At 51.9% G+C, this 15,957-nt stretch carries 12 protein-coding genes; 7 read left to right on the top strand and 5 right to left on the bottom strand.

Annotation, left to right across the window (positions count from 1 at the left end; genetic code table 11):
• The first annotated feature begins 268 nt into the window (after positions 1-268).
• The 4 genes from OGY04_RS17995 (at position 269) to OGY04_RS18010 (ending at position 8,228) form a co-directional block, all read left to right on the top strand.
• A complete protein-coding gene (locus OGY04_RS17995; RefSeq protein WP_286585768.1) occupies positions 269-2,614 on the top strand; it encodes a type I restriction-modification system subunit M in 2,346 nt (781 codons plus the stop codon).
• The gene (locus OGY04_RS18000) at positions 2,614-3,981 is read left to right on the top strand and encodes a restriction endonuclease subunit S (RefSeq protein WP_235125544.1); all 1,368 of its coding nucleotides are present in this window, start codon (positions 2,614-2,616) and stop codon (positions 3,979-3,981) included. Before OGY04_RS17995 ends, OGY04_RS18000 begins: the two co-directional genes overlap by 1 nt.
• Positions 3,978-7,235 carry a type I restriction endonuclease subunit R gene (locus OGY04_RS18005; RefSeq protein ID WP_286585770.1) on the top strand — a complete coding sequence of 1,086 codons (3,258 nt, stop codon included), beginning with the start codon at positions 3,978-3,980 and terminating at the stop codon, positions 7,233-7,235. The genes OGY04_RS18000 and OGY04_RS18005 overlap by 4 nt, the downstream gene beginning before the upstream one ends.
• A 69-nt stretch (positions 7,236-7,304) precedes the next feature.
• A complete protein-coding gene (locus tag OGY04_RS18010; protein ID WP_153753785.1) occupies positions 7,305-8,228 on the top strand; it encodes a DUF5655 domain-containing protein in 924 nt (307 codons plus the stop codon).
• Positions 8,229-8,449: 221 nt separating this feature from the next.
• Here OGY04_RS18010 and OGY04_RS18015 read toward each other — a convergent pair whose 3' ends face one another.
• The 4 genes from OGY04_RS18015 to OGY04_RS18030 form a co-directional block, all read right to left on the bottom strand.
• Positions 8,450-9,514 carry a DUF2955 domain-containing protein gene (locus OGY04_RS18015; protein ID WP_103285804.1) on the bottom strand — a complete coding sequence of 355 codons (1,065 nt, stop codon included), beginning with the start codon at positions 9,512-9,514 and terminating at the stop codon, positions 8,450-8,452.
• Positions 9,504-10,571: an HlyD family secretion protein gene (locus OGY04_RS18020; RefSeq protein ID WP_208744733.1), complete on the bottom strand. Its 1,068-nt coding sequence runs from the start codon at positions 10,569-10,571 to the stop codon at positions 9,504-9,506. The genes OGY04_RS18015 and OGY04_RS18020 overlap by 11 nt, the downstream gene beginning before the upstream one ends.
• A 6-nt stretch (positions 10,572-10,577) precedes the next feature.
• Positions 10,578-11,042, bottom strand: a complete 465-nt coding sequence (locus tag OGY04_RS18025) for a MarR family winged helix-turn-helix transcriptional regulator (protein WP_111466167.1) — start codon at positions 11,040-11,042, stop codon at positions 10,578-10,580.
• Positions 11,043-11,189: 147 nt separating this feature from the next.
• Positions 11,190-11,354, bottom strand: a complete 165-nt coding sequence (locus OGY04_RS18030) for a DUF1127 domain-containing protein (protein ID WP_003019180.1) — start codon at positions 11,352-11,354, stop codon at positions 11,190-11,192.
• A gap of 177 nt (positions 11,355-11,531) precedes the next feature.
• Between OGY04_RS18030 and OGY04_RS18035 the strand changes: the two genes are divergently transcribed.
• Positions 11,532-12,944 carry an aminotransferase-like domain-containing protein gene (locus OGY04_RS18035; protein WP_286585772.1) on the top strand — a complete coding sequence of 471 codons (1,413 nt, stop codon included), beginning with the start codon at positions 11,532-11,534 and terminating at the stop codon, positions 12,942-12,944.
• 51 nt (positions 12,945-12,995) lie between these two features.
• On the opposite strand, the gene OGY04_RS18040 is transcribed toward OGY04_RS18035, so the two are convergent.
• Complete coding sequence (locus OGY04_RS18040; protein ID WP_286585773.1) at positions 12,996-13,970, bottom strand: Rpn family recombination-promoting nuclease/putative transposase; 975 nt, start codon at positions 13,968-13,970, stop codon at positions 12,996-12,998.
• A gap of 230 nt (positions 13,971-14,200) precedes the next feature.
• On the opposite strand from OGY04_RS18040, the gene OGY04_RS18045 reads away from it, so the two are divergent.
• On the top strand, positions 14,201-15,016 hold the full coding sequence (locus tag OGY04_RS18045) for a helix-turn-helix transcriptional regulator (protein ID WP_126957763.1): 816 nt from the start codon (positions 14,201-14,203) through the stop codon (positions 15,014-15,016).
• A gap of 48 nt (positions 15,017-15,064) precedes the next feature.
• A complete protein-coding gene (locus OGY04_RS18050) occupies positions 15,065-15,715 on the top strand; it encodes a LysE family translocator (protein WP_286585777.1) in 651 nt (216 codons plus the stop codon).
• Positions 15,716-15,957: the final 242 nt, after the last annotated feature.

Here is a 15,957-nt window from a genome sequence, read left to right on the forward strand (position 1 = left end):
TAGACGATCAGTGATTGAATTTCGTAGGCCGGATAAGGCACAGCCGCCATCCGGCATCTTTCCTCAATCATTTATCGCATTCTTGCAGAGCGAGAATGCTGTTTTTCCTCTCTCCTATAAACATTCATTAAAATGATCTTTAGTGATAAATGATCACTATAAATTATAAAAACTCGTTATAAATGATCAACTTACAAATTTCTGGTAAAAAGGAGACTATCTACCCGAAGAAAAAGTAAGCCTCATCACAGAGGCCAGGAAAGTATTTATGACATCAGGAAATTTCACCCAGACGGCCGCTTTTCTTTGGTCGGTCGCCGACCTGCTGCGCGGCGATTTTAAACAATCACAGTATGGCCGCATTATTCTCCCCTTTACCCTGCTGCGCCGACTGGAGTGTGTACTCGAAGACAGCAAAGAGGCCGTACTTGCTCAGGCAGAAAAAATTAAAGCACTCAATTTGCCGGAAGAAGCGCAAGAGAAGATGCTCCTGCGCGCCGCAGATGGCCTGACATTCTTTAACACCTCACCGATGGATCTAAGCAAGATGGGGCAAAACGGTATCAAGGCCAATCTGGAGAAATATGTTCAGTCCTTCTCCACCGATGCCCGTGAGATTTTCGATCACTTCAAGTTCAGCGAGTTTGTCGGCCAACTGGAAGAGGCCAACTTGCTCTATAAGGTAGTGCAAAAGTTTGCAAACGCAGAGTTAAGCCCGAAGGACATTTCAAACCATGATATGGGGCTGGTGTTTGAGGAGTTAATCCGCCGTTTTGCGGAAGGTTCGAATGAGACAGCCGGTGAGCACTTTACCCCACGTGATATCGTACGCCTGACCACTTCGCTGGTATTCATCGGCGACGACGACGCGCTCGCCAAAGACGGTATTATTCGCACCATCTACGACCCAACGGCGGGCACTGGCGGCTTTCTCTCCTCCGGGATGGAATATCTGCACGAGCTGAACCCTAATGCGGTGATGCGCGCTTTTGGCCAGGAGCTAAACCCGGAGTCATACGCCATCTGTAAAGCAGACATGCTGATTAAAGGCCAGGATGTCAGCCGCATCAAGCTCGGCAATACGCTTTCCAACGATCAGCTCCCCGCCGAGAAATTCGATTACATGCTCTCCAACCCGCCGTTTGGTGTGGACTGGAAAAAGATCGAAGGCGAGATCGGCGACGAGCACGCACAGAAAGGTTTTGACGGACGCTTTGGCCCCGGCCTGCCGCGCGTCTCCGATGGCTCGTTACTGTTCCTGCTGCATTTGATCAGTAAAATGCGCGACGCCCACAGCGGCGGCGGGCGCATCGGCATCATCCTCAACGGCTCCCCGTTGTTTACCGGCGGCGCGGGCAGCGGCGAAAGCGAAATCCGCCGTTACATCCTCGAAGCCGATCTGCTGGAAGGCATCATCGCCCTGCCAACGGATATGTTCTACAACACCGGCATCGCCACCTACGTGTGGATCCTCTCCAACAAGAAAGCGCCAGAGCGCAAAGGCAAAGTCCAGCTCATTGATGGCAGCAACCTGTGCGGCAAAATGCGCAAGTCGCTGGGTTCAAAGCGTAACCTGATGGGGGAAGACGATATCCGGCTCATCACCCAAACCTTTGGCGATTTTGAAGCAATAGAGACCACCACGCTGGAAGCTCTGGGGCTGGAGAAAGCGCCGGAGCAAAAATCCAGCCGCGGTCGTCAGTCTGCAACCGCGAAAAGCGAAGCGCCGAAAACCTTCGCCAGTAAGATCTTCAACAGCACCGATTTTGGCTATCGCCGCCTGACCATTGAGCGCCCGCTGCGCCTGTCGGCACAAATTACCGATGAGGCCATTGCCGCATTACGCTTTGCGCCGAAGCCGTTTAACGCGCCGATGGAATGCCTGTTTGACGCATTTGCCGCCCACTGGCAGACAGATAGTTACGGTGATTTCTTTGCGTTAGAAGCCGAAGCCCGCGCCATAATCAAAGCCGAGTTTGCCGAGCTGAAAGAGAAACAAATCAAAGACCTGCTCGACAGCAAACTGTGGCTGGCCCAGCGCGGATTAATGGAAAAAGCCCGGCATATTCAGGCCGCGTTTGGCGATAAGCCTGGCGGCATTTCCGGCGTCAGCGATGACTTTAATCAGTTCCAGACAGACTTAAAAAGCGCGCTGAAAACCGCCGGTGTGAAGCTGGATGCCAAAGAGAACAAGCAGTTTATCGACGCGGTAACCCGCAAAAACCCGGACGCCGCGCCGGTGGTGAAGAAGGTATTAAAAGAAGACGCCCAGCCGCTGTACGGCGCGTTTGCCTATCGCGGGCAGGTGGTGGAGTTTGAGCAGGACGGCGAGCTGCGTGATAACGAAAATGTGCCGCTGGATCCCACCGTTTCTACCAGCGATTTGATCGAGAGCTACGTTAAAGCGGAGGTATTGCCGCACGTGCCCGACGCGTGGATCAACGCCGACAAGCGCGATGCGATCGACGGCGAGATCGGCATTGTCGGCTACGAGATCCCTTTTAACCGCCATTTCTACGTGTATACGCCGCCGCGATCGTTGGAGGAGATTGATGCTGATTTGGATGCGGTAAGCGTCGAGATTATGCAGTTGCTGCGAGAGGTGCATTCCTGATGGCTAAGTATAAGGCGTATTCGGAGTATAGGGATTCTGGGGTGGAATGGTTGGGTAATGTACCTACCAAGTGGTTAATAACTGAATTAAAAAGATACTCTTGGGTTAAAGGGGGATATGCATTTGCGAGTGATTTATTTATTTCTTTTGGTGAACCAGTCATCAGAATCGGAGATATTAGTCAAGATGGTTCGATTAATTTAGCAAACTGCAAATATGTTTCTCGCACTATAGCTAAACAAAGTCAGTCATATATTGTTCAAAACGGTGAACTGCTAATGGCAATGACGGGGGCAACCATTGGGAAGGCTGGCTTTTATGAAAACAAATCTCCTGCTTTAATCAATCAGCGAGTTGGTTTATTTAAAACTTTAGATAAGTTAATGAATTATCGTTTCTTATGGTATACATTAAAAAGTAGTGGCTATCAGGAATATATTAAATTAACAGCTTTTGGCGGTGCTCAACCCAACATAAGCGATGCAGGAATGGTTGGATATAGAACGACTATCCCTTCATTGCAGGAACAAGTTTTCATTGCATCCTTTCTCGACAACGAAACAGCAAAAATCGATAGTCTAATCGAGAAACAACAACAAATCATTGAACTGTTAAAAGAAAAACGTCAGGCAGTGATTAGCCATGCAGTGACCAAAGGGCTAAATCCTGATGTGCCAATGAAAGATTCGGGTGTTGAGTGGTTGGGAACAATTCCAAAACACTGGAGTATATGGAAGCTATTTCATGCTTATGACACGATAGGTTCAGGAACAACGCCAACATCAAATGATGAAAATTGGTTCCAGGGGAATATTCCATGGGTGACTACTGGCGAGTTACGAGAAAATATAATCAATAATACACTAAAAAATATAAGCACTGTAACACTGCAATCATTTTCCGCATTAAAATTATATCCTGCTGGATCAATTATTATTGCAATGTATGGTGCAACAATTGGTCGAATCGGAATACTTGGAGTAGATGCAACCACTAATCAAGCGTGTTGTGCGATGACAAAATCTAAAGTAATAAATAACCTATACCTAAAATATTGGTTACAAACCTTCAGAGAAAACATCATCAATCTATCTTCTGGAGGTGGACAGCCAAATATTAATCAAGAAAAAGTTGCATCATTAAAAATTTCCTCTCCAGACTTGAACGAGCAGCTTATAATCATTGATTTTCTGGATAAAAAAACCACGAAAATAGATGACTTAATCAGCAAACAACTCCAACAAATCGAACTCCTCAAAGAACGCCGCACCGCCCTTATTTCCGCCGCCGTCACCGGCAAAATCGACGTCCGCCACTGGCGCGCCCCCAACGAGCAAGCCACAACCGAAGCGGAGGTTGCTGTATGACCCCCGATATCACCCGCGAAATTAACCTGCAAAACGACATCATCCGCCAGATGGCCGCCAACGGCTGGATTGTCGGCAAAGGCGACGGCTACGATCGCGAACGTGCACTCTACATACAGGACACGCTGCAATTCGTGCAAACCACCCAGCCGCAGGAGTGGGAAAAGTTTGCGAAGGTGTATCCCAACGACACCGAACGTCATTTTCTCGATACCCTGGTCACTCAGTTGCAAAAAGCTGACATTAACGCTACCGATATGCTGTCGCGCAGCTGGGGTTCGCTCGGCGTACTGCGTCATGGTCTGAAGATACGCAACGCGCGCTTTTTTCTCTGCCAGTTTAAACCGGAACATACGCTCAACCCGGACACTCTCGCGCGCTATCGGCAGAATCTCTGCCGGATCGTGCCGGAACTGGTCTACAGCCCGTACGCCAGCACAGCCAATGACAATGAACTGAAAGCGAAACGCTGGCGTATCGATCTGGTGCTATTTATCAACGGCCTGCCGGTTGCCACGCTGGAACTGAAATCCGAGTTTAAGCAGGCGGTACAGAACGCCATCACGCAGTATAAGAAAACCCGGCTGCCGAAAGACCCAGCCACCAATAAGCCCGAACCGCTGCTGACCTTTAAGCGCGGGGCGTTGGTGCACTTCGCCGTCAGCCAGTTCGATGTCTATATGGCGACCAAACTCGCGGGCGACGACACCTTCTTTCTGCCGTTCAACAAAGGCACAAAAGTAGGCGGTGCGGGCAATGACATCCCGGAAGACGCGGGCCGCTATGCGACCGATTACCTGTGGAACGAGGTGCTGCTGCCGGATAACCTACTGAAAATCCTCGCCAGCTTTGTGCATCTGCAAATCGAAGAGAAAGAGGACTGGAACGGGCAGAAGTACAAAAAAGAGAGTCTGATCTTCCCACGCTATCACCAGTGGGATGTGGTCAACAGACTGCTACAGGCCGCGGTGGTCGAGGGCACCGGTAACAAATACCTGATCCAGCACAGCGCCGGTTCCGGCAAGTCGAACTCCATCGCCTGGACCGCGCACCAGTTGTCTCGCCTGTATGATGACAGCGGCGAGAAGCGGTTTCACTCGGTTATCGTGGTTACCGATCGCACGGTGCTCGACGATCAGCTGCAGGACACCATCTACCAGTTCGAACATGCCGACGGCGTGGTCGGGCGCATTAATAACAAAGAAGGCGATGGTTCCAAATCGGAAAAGCTGGCCAGCGCGCTGGAACACTCGCAGCCGATTATTATCGTCACCATCCAGACCTTCCCGTTCGTACTGAAAGCGATTGAAAACAGCGTCAGTCTGAAACAACGTAAATATGCGGTGATTGCTGATGAAGCGCACTCGTCGCAAAGCGGATCCACGGCGCGGCAGCTAAAAGAAGTGCTGATGAGTGAAGAGCGGGACGACGACACGGTACTGTCGTCAGAGGACAGCCTCAACGCCACCCTTGCCGCGCGTCGCAACAGCGGCAATCTGAACTATTATGCGTTCACCGCCACACCGAAGGCCAAAACGCTGGAGCTTTTTGGTCGCCTCCCGCACCCAGGCGAACCAGCATCGGCCACTAACAAACCGGCGGCATTCCACGTATACACCATGCGTCAGGCCATTGAGGAAGGCTTTATTCTCGATGTACTGAAAAACTACACCAGCTATAAAGTGGCGTATCAGCTGCTGCAAAAGCTGGAAGATAAAGACCGCGAAGTGGACAGCAACCGGGCCAAGGTCAGGCTAAACCAATGGGTGACGCTGCACGATTACAACGTCTCGCAGAAGGTGAAAGTGATCGTCGAGCACTTTCGCAAGCATGTGATGAATCTGCTCGGCGGGCAGGCGAAAGCAATGGTGGTCACCAGTTCACGCAAAGCAGCGGTACGCTACAAGCTGGCATTTGATAAATACATCGCCGAAAACCGTTATGCAAAAATCAGCGCCATGGTGGCATTTTCCGGCGAAGTCGAGTTTCAGGAGAGCGACCATAACAGCGAAGCATTACTGAACCAGAAGTTCACAGAAGCAAACATGAATCCGGGGCTGAAAGGCCGGGATATGCGTAAAGCGTTCGACAGCGATGATTACCAGGTAATGCTGGTCGCCAATAAGTTCCAGACCGGTTTTGACCAGCCTAAGCTGTGCGCCATGTATGTCGATAAAGCGCTCGGTGGCGTCGAGTGCGTCCAGACGCTTTCGCGCCTGAATCGTACCTATCCGGGCAAAGCGGAGTCCGGCACTTTTGTGCTCGATTTTTATAACGATCCGCAGGATATTCTGGATGCTTTCCAGCCCTACTATCAGACCGCCGAGCTGACCGATGTCAGCGACCCCCAGCAGGTATTTGATCTGTTTGAGAAACTACGTGCCAGCCAGATTTTCCAGTGGAACGAGGTGGATCAGTTCTGCGACGCGTTTTTTACGAAAAACAAATCCAACGCCGCCATCAGTAATATCTGCCGCCCGGCCGTTGAGCGCTGGCAGAAGCGCTACGCCCTCGCTATCGACGCATATCTGACCGCCAAAGAGATGTTCGAAAGAACCAAAAAAACCGGTGATGTGGTGCTGATCACCAATGCCGAAAACAGCTTTAAAGCCTGTAAGCAGGAAAAAGATCGGCTGGAAATTTTCAAGAAGGATCTCGGCAGTTTTGTGCGTTTTTACGAGTTTATGTCGCAGATCGTCGAATACGATGATAAAGATCTGGAAAAACTCAGCCTGTTCGCCCGCCATCTACGACCTTTGTTGCACGAACAGCGGCTGGAGGAAGACGAGATCGATCTCAGTAACGTGGAGATGAGCCACTACCGCTTATCGAAGATCCACGAACAGCATTTGAAGCTACAGGAAGATGCTGCGGAATATACGCTCGATCCCAGCAACGACGTGGGTACGGCAAAACCAAAAGACAAGAAAGAGGAATTTCTGTCGCATATTTTGTCGCGCATGAATGAGCTGTTTATCACCGACCATCTGACGGATAAAGATATGCTCAGCAGCGCAATGACCGTGTTTAATAAAATCACTGAGAATGAAACCGTGATGAAACAAATCAGGAATAACAGTCCCGAACAGGCGATATTAGGCGATTTTTTCAAAGCGGTGGACGACGCGGTGATGGACAGCGACGAAGCGCGACAAGAGTTTATGCTGCAGTATTTATCGAACCCGCAGTGCGCTAAGGGCTTTGCCCGCCTGATGTTTGATATGGCGGCGGGTCATTTCGCGTTGCCTGCATAAGGTGTTTATAATGTGCAAGCCGTTCGCGAGTAAGCGATAGCATATGCAGGAAAATAACAGGAAGGATCCATGAGCGATATACAACTGTTCCGCCACTGCGCCGGAAGAGTACAAGAACTACCGGGCAAGGCCGCGGCTGTCGAAAAAGATCTGCAAAGGCTGATTGAATCACATATGGAAACCTTTCTTGGCGTTAGGTTTCTCGACACTGAATACAGTACGGGTAAAACACACCGTGGCCGGATTGATACATTAGGTCTCGATGAAAATAGCTGTCCGGTTATTATCGAATATAAACGACATAGCAATGAAAACGTGATCAATCAGGGCCTATTTTATCTCGACTGGCTACTCGACCACAAAGCGGAGTTTCGCTGGCGGGTGATGGAGAAAATGGGTAAAACTACGGCCGAAGCCATCGATTGGTCAGGCACGCGATTAATCTGTATTGCTGCTGATTTCAATAAATACGATGAACATGCTGTTCAGCAAATTAACCGTAATATCAGTCTGATTCGCTACAAGCTATTTTCCAGCGACCTGTTGATGCTGGAACTGGTGAATGCCGTAGTAGAAAATAGCCCTCAGCACGACGTGCAGGACATCCCAGCCAGCAGCAATGGGAAGCGTCATACCCGCACACAGCGCGAACAGCTATCTTCTGCTTCTCCGGCACTACTTTCACTCCACGAGCACCTAAAAAGCTATGTGCTGTCGCTTGGCGATGAAGTCCAATATAAAGAGTTAAAACTCTACGATGCCTTCCGTCGTATCCGTAACTTCCTGTGCGTTGCGGTTTACCCAATAACCGATCCCCACCTTCGCCTATGGCTGAAGATAAGCCCGCAACATGTCCAGTTTGAAGAGGGATTTAGTCGGGATGTGACCAATATTGGTCATTGGGGAACTGGTGATGTGGAACTCATCATTCGTAATGAATACGATCTTGATAAAGCTAAGCTTTTGGTTGAGAAAGCATATCAAGAGAATTAAAGATAAATTTATAATATCTTCACTAATCATTAATCTTGATATACCTCGACTACCTTAGCGGATATATCGCTATATTGAACGTCCATTTTCACCAAATGGGCCAAATTCCGGACACAAGCAATATTCCCTGATGCCCGGTGGCGCTACGCTTACCGGGCCTACAAATGGCACTTTCCCGTAGGCTGGATAAGGCGCAGCCGCCATCCGGCACTTGCCCCCACTCATTCGGTAATCACAAACCGCGTCGCGGCAAAGCAGTTCAAAACCCGGTGCACCAGAAATACCATGGTGAGCGTTACCACCAGCGCGACGGTGACGGAGGTGATACGGTACAGATCGCTGAATACCAGGTCCTGATCCGGGTGCAGGTTCTGGCCAAACATAATGCCGATGGTAGTGATACTGGCAAACCCCACGCCTGCCCCGACTTTTTCCATTACGTGCAGGCGGGCACTGAACGCCAGCCCGAGGCCAATCAGCGGCATCATCAGCAGCATATGGTTGCTGAAATCATAGATAAGCAGCTGCACCAGCAGAATATACAGGCAGGCCAGCACCACGCCGACCACGCGCCAAATCGAGCTGATCACAGCGCCACGGTAGTGCATCGGAAACAGGATCAAAATGCCGGCCATCAGCGCCGACAGCGAATCACTCAAATCGCAGATCTGGAAGACCACAAAAATCATCGTCGCCACCGTGCCGGAAAGCAGCGATTCATGGCGCACCCGGGCGGCATCTTTCTCAATGCGCGGCGGTGGCTGGCGGGGTTCCACGTCCGGAATCAGATAATGCAGCAGCGCGCTCAGCGCCACCGCCATTACGCAGGCTTCCATATTGGAGAACATCAGCGTATGCCAGTTGGTGGTGGAATAGCTCATAAAGTTGAGCATCGTACTCTGGCACACCACGCCCATCGAACCGAGCAGAAACAGCGGTCCTTTGCTCATAAAACGAAAACGCATCACATACAGGCCGAACACCACCAGTGTCATAACCAGCGGCCACTGTGAAAGATAGCCGACGATCAGCACCATTTCGACACAGTTCACCGCCGCGCTGAACACGAACTGTGTTGCCACATGGCGGTTGAATACCGGTACCAGCGACAGCAGCATCAGCGGATAAACCACAAAGAACACGCCGTACTGCACGTTGTAGAAGGTCGAAATACTCAGCGCGATTGTCCCGGCAACGGAGATACGCAGGGTCTGGCGAAAATCATTGGCGGTGTAGACAATATTCCCGTGCGGCGTAAAGACGTGGGCCAGCGTGTTAATAGACATAGTGCAGCCAGCTGACGAGGTGGATCTGTGCCCCGGCAAAGGTGCGGGCGAACACGCCCTCGCTGTTATACAGCTGTACCGTTGCGCGCGCCCCGGTCGGTAACGGCGTGTCGAGCGGTTCGTTCAGCGCGACGTGAATGCGCATACGCTGGGCATCGCGCACCCAACGGGTAGACTGTTCCGGTTGCGACAACTGGCCATTAACCTGTTCCTGGCCCGCCAGAATACCGGCATCGCTGCTGGTGACGCGGGCAGAGAAAACTTTGCCCGGCATGGCATCGAACACCACGGCGGCATCGGTCTCCACTTTAGTGTGGCGCAGACTTTTCTCGCGAAAGTCGGCCACGATATCGGTCTGATGGCTGACCAGCGCCAGCAGCGGCGTGGCCGCGGTGGCGTAAAGCCCTGGGCTAAGCTGGAGATTACTCACCGTACCGTCGGTCTGGGCATATACTTTGCTCCAGCCGAGGTTCAGTTGCGCCTCTTCCAGCGCGTTACGGTATTTTTGCAGCGTTACGTTACGTTTGTCATCGCGCTCTCCGCGCTGGATCAGCAGGTTCTGAATACTGGCATTCAGCGCCGCCACCGACTGCTCGCTGGTTTGCCAGGCAGTACGCACCTTGTCGAGATCGGATTGCGACACATTCTGCATGGCGCTCAGGCGCTGATAGCGGTCTAAGGTGGTCTTATCGTTGCGGGCGTTGAATTGCGCGGTGCGCAGGTTGGCGCGGGCAGAGACGATCTGCGCATCCAGCTGTTGGTTACTCAGCTTCGCCTGCTCAAGGGCAATTTGCGCAGCCTCGACCTTATTGATAAATGGCGTCGGATCCAGTTCGTACAGCAAATCGCCCTTCTTCACCTGGCTATTATTGTGTACATGCACCTGCGAGACGTAGCCGGAAACGCGTGAGGAAACAGGCGTTACCACGCGCATCACCGTGGAGTCCGGCGTCAGCGGGATCCAGATATCGGCAACGATAAACCAGGCGAATATTACCAGGAAAGCGGCAATACTCACCCTTACCCAACGGGCAAATTTTTGTTCTGGGGTCATCATAGTTTTTTAGTGTTGATTGTCTTCTTCGCGGATTGTCCGCAGATTGCAGGCGATTTGATTGAGCGTGGCGCTGAAGGAAGCGAGTTCCGCCTCAGGGATGGTGCAGGTGACGCGATGTTGGTATGTCTCTATCACCCGGTTGAGTTCGTCCAGCCTTGCGCGGCCTTGCGCGGTCAGCGCCAGCAGGCGGATGCGTTTGTCATAGGGCGATGTGGAACGCAGCAGATAGCCCTGCTTTTCCAGCTGCGAGAGGGTGCGCATCAGCGGCGGCAGTTCGATGCCCTGCATTTGTGCCAGTTCACTGACTGAGACGTTGTCTCCCAGTTGATACAGTTGCATCAGTACCGTCCAGCTGGACTGCGTCAGGCCAGTATCGGTGATGGCAGCATCAATAATGGCCCGCCACTGGCGCACCACCATTGCCATGCGCATCCCCATCGGGCGGCGGGCAAACAGTTCATCTTCAGTCATCTTACTTTCCTCTCATCGCTGAAGAGAAAATAATACTTATCAGGATAAGTATCAAGAAACGGACTAACCAGAAGCATGAATTGATAAATATTGTGAATATAAAAGAGGCGGGGCGATACCCCCCCAGCCTCTGTCGATGAAAGAAAATCACTCCACCTGATCGCGTCGCAGCCCGACGTCCCGCAGCCGCTCATCGCTCATCTGTTGCAATAAGCGCCGCGTTTGCGCTCGCAGCCGCCACGCCTTGTATGCCCGCCAGATCAGTACAAACCCAATAAACGGCTGTTTTGCTTTATTCTCGTGAAATTCCATACCTTGCCTCCCCACCTTGCCAGAGGCTTTATCTTCACGGATCTGGCCTAAAACAATACAGACTCACAAAGTACTTTTATTTAACATACAGATTGGTTAAAAAGAGTTCTGCATCGCTTTTTTCACGCCAATCTGTACTGATTTTTTAATCTGTATGGTACCCATGAGGGATACAGCATGACGCGTTACCAACATCTGGCCAATCTGCTGGCCGAACGCATTGAGCAAGGGCTGTATCGCCATGGCGAAAAACTGCCCTCGGTACGCAGCCTGAGCCAGGAGCATGGGGTCAGCATCAGCACCGTCCAGCAGGCGTATCAGACGCTGGAACAGCGCCAGCTGATCACGCCCCAGCCACGTTCCGGTTATTTTGTCGCGCCACAAAAAGCGCAGCCACCCTTGCCACCGATGTCGCGTCCGGTACAGCGTCCGGTCGAAATAACCCAGTGGGATCAGGTGCTGGATATGCTGGCAGGTCATGCGGACAAATCGATAATCCCGTTTAGCAGCGGCGTGCCCGATATTAATCAACCCAGCCTGAAGCCGCTGTGGCGCGAGCTCAGCCGCGTGGCACAGCACAACCTGCGCGCGATACTGGGCTACGATGAAATCTCCGGATGCCGTGAACTGCGTCAGCAGATTGCGCGGCTGATGCTGGACGGCGGTTCGGTGGTCAATGCAGATGATATTGTGATCACCAGCGGCAGTCAGAGCGGAATGTCGCTGGCGCTGCTGACGGTCTGCCAGCCCGGAGATATTGTCGCCGTTGAATCACCGGCCTACTACGGCACGATGCAGCTACTGCGCGGCTTAGGGATCAAGGTGATTGAGATCCCAACCGATCCGGATACCGGGATCAGCATTGAAGCGCTGGAGCTGGCGCTGGATCAGTGGCCGATCAAAGGTGTGCTGCTGGTTCCCAACTGCAACAACCCGCTCGGATTCATTATGCCGGATGCGCGTAAACGGGCGGTGCTCGCCCTCGTCCAGCGTCACGACATCGTCATTTTTGAAGACGATGTGTATGGCGAACTGGCCACAGAGTACCCGCGCCCGCGCACGATCCACTCCTGGGACAGCGACGGCCGCGTAATACTCTGCAGTTCGTTTACCAAATCCGTCGCCCCCGGTCTGCGCGTGGGTTGGGTGGTGCCCGGTCGCTATTACAACAAACTGCTGCACATGAAGTACGCCGTCATTGGAACTAACGTTCCCGCTACGCAACTGGCAGCTGCTTCCTTTGTGCGCGAAGGTCATTATCATCGACATATTCGTCGTATGCGCCAGATTTATCAGCGCAATATGGAGATCTACACCTGCTGGGTACGGGAATACTTCCCCTGCGGGATCTGCGTCACCCGACCGAAAGGCGGCTTCATGCTGTGGGTCGAGCTGCCGCTCCAGGTCGATATGGTCTGTGTCGCTAAGCAGCTCTGTCGCCTCAAAATCCAGGTTGCACCGGGTTCTCTGTTCTCCGCATCGGGGAAGTATCGCAACTGTGTGCGCATCAACTGCGCATTGCCGCCAAACGATAAGCATCGGGAAGTAATGCAGAAGCTCGGAGAGGCGGTAAAAACGGCAATAGAGTAGATCGAGCTGCCCGGCGCTTCCGGGCAGGCAATTAGGCAGTTTAAGCTATATTTAATGGCTTAAACCCTGAATATCTTCAGCGGAAAGTCGGGTGATTTTTTGTACCGTGCTGATATCGATGCCATCTGCCAGCATGGTGCGGGCAATACGCAGTGCCTCATCACGTCGCCCCTTTATCAGTCCTTCCTGTTTGCCTTCTTTTTTGCCTTCTTTTTTGCCTTCTTGTTTACCTTCCAGCTTGCCTTCAAGCCATCCTTTTTGAAATCCTGCCTCATGTAATCTGTCTGCGATCGTCATCAAATGCTCCTTGTGCTGCGGTGAACGTTCGGCAACCCCGCGAATAAACTCACTGAATCGAGGTGCATCGCCAGTTCGTAAAATATAATTAAACAGCGTCTTTATCTGGCTGTCATTAGTCAGTCCGGTAAGTAGCAGGGAAACAATTTGCTCGACCAATCCCATAAGATCGCGTTGACGGATATGTTTTTGGATTAACTCCAGCAGCGCCATACGTCGATGCTGCACAATTTCGTCATCCGGAATAACCGTAATATCCACCAGCGGAAACACCGCAGCATACAGCTGACGAGCCAGCTTCGGGTTGGCAAACTCATCCAGCCAACACAGCGAATAAGGATACGGGCTTTTAGCGCCGTGATAAAACAGCATCGGCACCACCAGCGGCAACTGCTGATGCCCGGCATCTAAATGTTTCTGCATGGCCGCTACCGCATAGCGCATCAGTCTGAATGCCATATGCGCATCCGGTGTGCTTTGGTGTTCAATCACTACATAAATATATCCATCCCCATCCGTCGTTTTCACCGACCACAGCACATCGGAATAGTACGCACGTAAATTCTCTTCGATAAAACTGTCTGACTCGAGTTTAAGCGTCTGAAGATCGCAAAGCTCGCGCAGCGAAGCGGGAAGATGTATTTGTAGGAAATCCCGTGCAGTCTCAGGGTGACGTAAAAATGTTTTAAAAACCGCATCATGCGGTGTTGAAGCGGAAGCTTTGTTCATGGCGATCCTTCACCTGAAAATAAGATGCCATGACTGTAGCGCCGGAAAACCACATACTCACCTGCAACTTTCTCTCTTTGCGAGGCGATTTCCGGGATAACAACGCCCTTATGTAACGTCTGCATTTGTCTGGAACACGTCACGCAGAATCGCCATCTCAATGCGCATTCCCACTTTTTCACCTCCCGGCCTGTGCTATAACAAACCATCACTTTCAGGGAGGACACGATGTGACGCATACCCGAGATATTCCACAATCGTTCTGGCGTGATGAGCAGTTGCCGTGGCTGGAGCTGCGCAGCACCTGGCAGAGCCAGCAGGCCTATAAGCGGCATCACCACTCTCAGCTCTCGATTGGGGCAATTCTCGAGGGGGAAACGTGCTGTCTGTGCGATGGCGAGGAATACCATCTGCAGGTGGGCGATCTGATTGTGATACCGCCGCTGGCACCTCACAGCTGTAATCCTGTTAACGGACAGTTTCGCAGCTATCATATGCTTTATCTTGATGCCCAGTGGTGTCTTGCTAATCTGCCTGCACAGAACACCAATCAGCGGCTTTGCACGCCTGCTCCCGTTATCCGCGATGCGCAATTATTCCAGCGTTATATGCACCTTGTGACGCTCATGCCGCAACGCCAAACCGCGCAAATAACGGATGCCGCACAAGCATTGCTGCACACGCTGCCGTTGCAGTCGGTCACACAAGACAACCTAAGCGCAACCAGCCAGTATCTGCGCGAACGGTTGCAGTCCAGCCTGCTCGCGCCGCCCTCGCTCGATGAGCTGGCACATGAGTGTCATATGCGTAAAGAGACGCTGATCCGTACCTTTAAGCAAGATACCGGGCTGACGCCAGGAAGTTATCTGAACATCATACGGATTGACTATGCTCGCCAGCGGCTACGGGCCGGAGACGAAATTGCCGATGTCGGCTACCAGAGCGGGTTTGCCGACCAGAGCCATTTCCATCGCACCTTTGTTCGGTACACCGCTGCCACACCGCGCCAGTACGCGTTGGGACGATCAATATCAGACAATAATTAGCGCTGCGTCAGGTGTACGGTGATCTCAGATTCATTCTCTGAGGTCGCTATGTCGCTGCTTTCTGTACTTTTTCCTTCTGCTTTTCCCGCGCTGGCGCTGGCGCATTTCGTCGCATTGCTTAGCCCCGGGCCGGACTTCTTTTTACTGGTCGGTTACGCCGCACGATACCGGATGCGCGGCAGCGCCGGGTTGTGCGTGGGGATCGCTTTCGGCAACGGGCTGTATATCCTGCTGGCAATTATCGGTTGGGGGATCCTGCGCCAGCTTCCCCTGTTGTTTACGGTTATTGAGCTGCTGGGTGCGCTTTATTTATTGTGGATTGGCAGCCTGCTGGTACGCAGCCGCCCGCAAACGCTGACCGGAACAGACGCCCAGTTTACCTGTCCAGGATTTGGCAAACAGCTACTGCTGGGATTGGGTTCGTCACTGCTCAACCCAAAAAATGCGCTGTTCTATCTGGCGCTAATGACCGCCCTGCTCGGCCCGTCGGTGACGCTGCTGCAACAAACCATGAGCGGGATCTGGATGACCAGCGTAGTGCTGTGCTGGGATCTGCTGATCGTGATGTTCATCGGTTTACCGCAGATCCAGCGACGGTTATCCAGAGGGATATTATGGGTAGAACGTATCGCTGGCGGTGTATTGATTATCTTCGGTTGTGCCATCGCTCTGCGGTTTTTGCAGAGCATCGCAGTCTGATTTGCAGGGCGATTTTCTGCACATAAACAGGATAAACTCGTTTAATTAATATCCAATCCGCATTAAACTGCGGATGGTTATTACCCGTTCAACTTACTCTTCCTGAGGTGCGATGTGCTGATTGTTACCTGTAATCGTTACGTTTTCTGACCCAGCGTCAGTGAGCGTATCTTCTGTTTGCGCTTCGCGCAGACAGCGTTTTTGATTACATGAAATTCAGTACATTTGCAGTCTGCTTTTTT

This window comes from Citrobacter sp. Cpo091, assembly GCF_030332645.1.
GTDB lineage: Bacteria > Pseudomonadota > Gammaproteobacteria > Enterobacterales > Enterobacteriaceae > Citrobacter > Citrobacter portucalensis.

Excerpts from the sequence above, each read along its gene's own strand:
- OGY04_RS18005 (WP_286585770.1), top strand. The coding sequence starts at position 3,978 with ATGACCCCCGATATCACCCGCGAAATTAACCTGCAAAACGACATCATC.
- OGY04_RS18010 (WP_153753785.1), top strand. The coding sequence starts at position 7,305 with ATGAGCGATATACAACTGTTCCGCCACTGCGCCGGAAGAGTACAAGAA.
- OGY04_RS18025 (WP_111466167.1), bottom strand. The coding sequence starts at position 11,042 with ATGACTGAAGATGAACTGTTTGCCCGCCGCCCGATGGGGATGCGCATG.
- OGY04_RS18030 (WP_003019180.1), bottom strand. The coding sequence starts at position 11,354 with ATGGAATTTCACGAGAATAAAGCAAAACAGCCGTTTATTGGGTTTGTA.
- OGY04_RS18015 (WP_103285804.1), bottom strand. The coding sequence starts at position 9,514 with ATGTCTATTAACACGCTGGCCCACGTCTTTACGCCGCACGGGAATATT.
- OGY04_RS18000 (WP_235125544.1), top strand. The coding sequence starts at position 2,614 with ATGGCTAAGTATAAGGCGTATTCGGAGTATAGGGATTCTGGGGTGGAA.
- OGY04_RS18050 (WP_286585777.1), top strand. The coding sequence starts at position 15,065 with ATGTCGCTGCTTTCTGTACTTTTTCCTTCTGCTTTTCCCGCGCTGGCG.
- OGY04_RS18035 (WP_286585772.1), top strand. The coding sequence starts at position 11,532 with ATGACGCGTTACCAACATCTGGCCAATCTGCTGGCCGAACGCATTGAG.
- OGY04_RS18020 (WP_208744733.1), bottom strand. The coding sequence starts at position 10,571 with ATGATGACCCCAGAACAAAAATTTGCCCGTTGGGTAAGGGTGAGTATT.
- OGY04_RS18040 (WP_286585773.1), bottom strand. The coding sequence starts at position 13,970 with ATGAACAAAGCTTCCGCTTCAACACCGCATGATGCGGTTTTTAAAACA.
- OGY04_RS17995 (WP_286585768.1), top strand. The coding sequence starts at position 269 with ATGACATCAGGAAATTTCACCCAGACGGCCGCTTTTCTTTGGTCGGTC.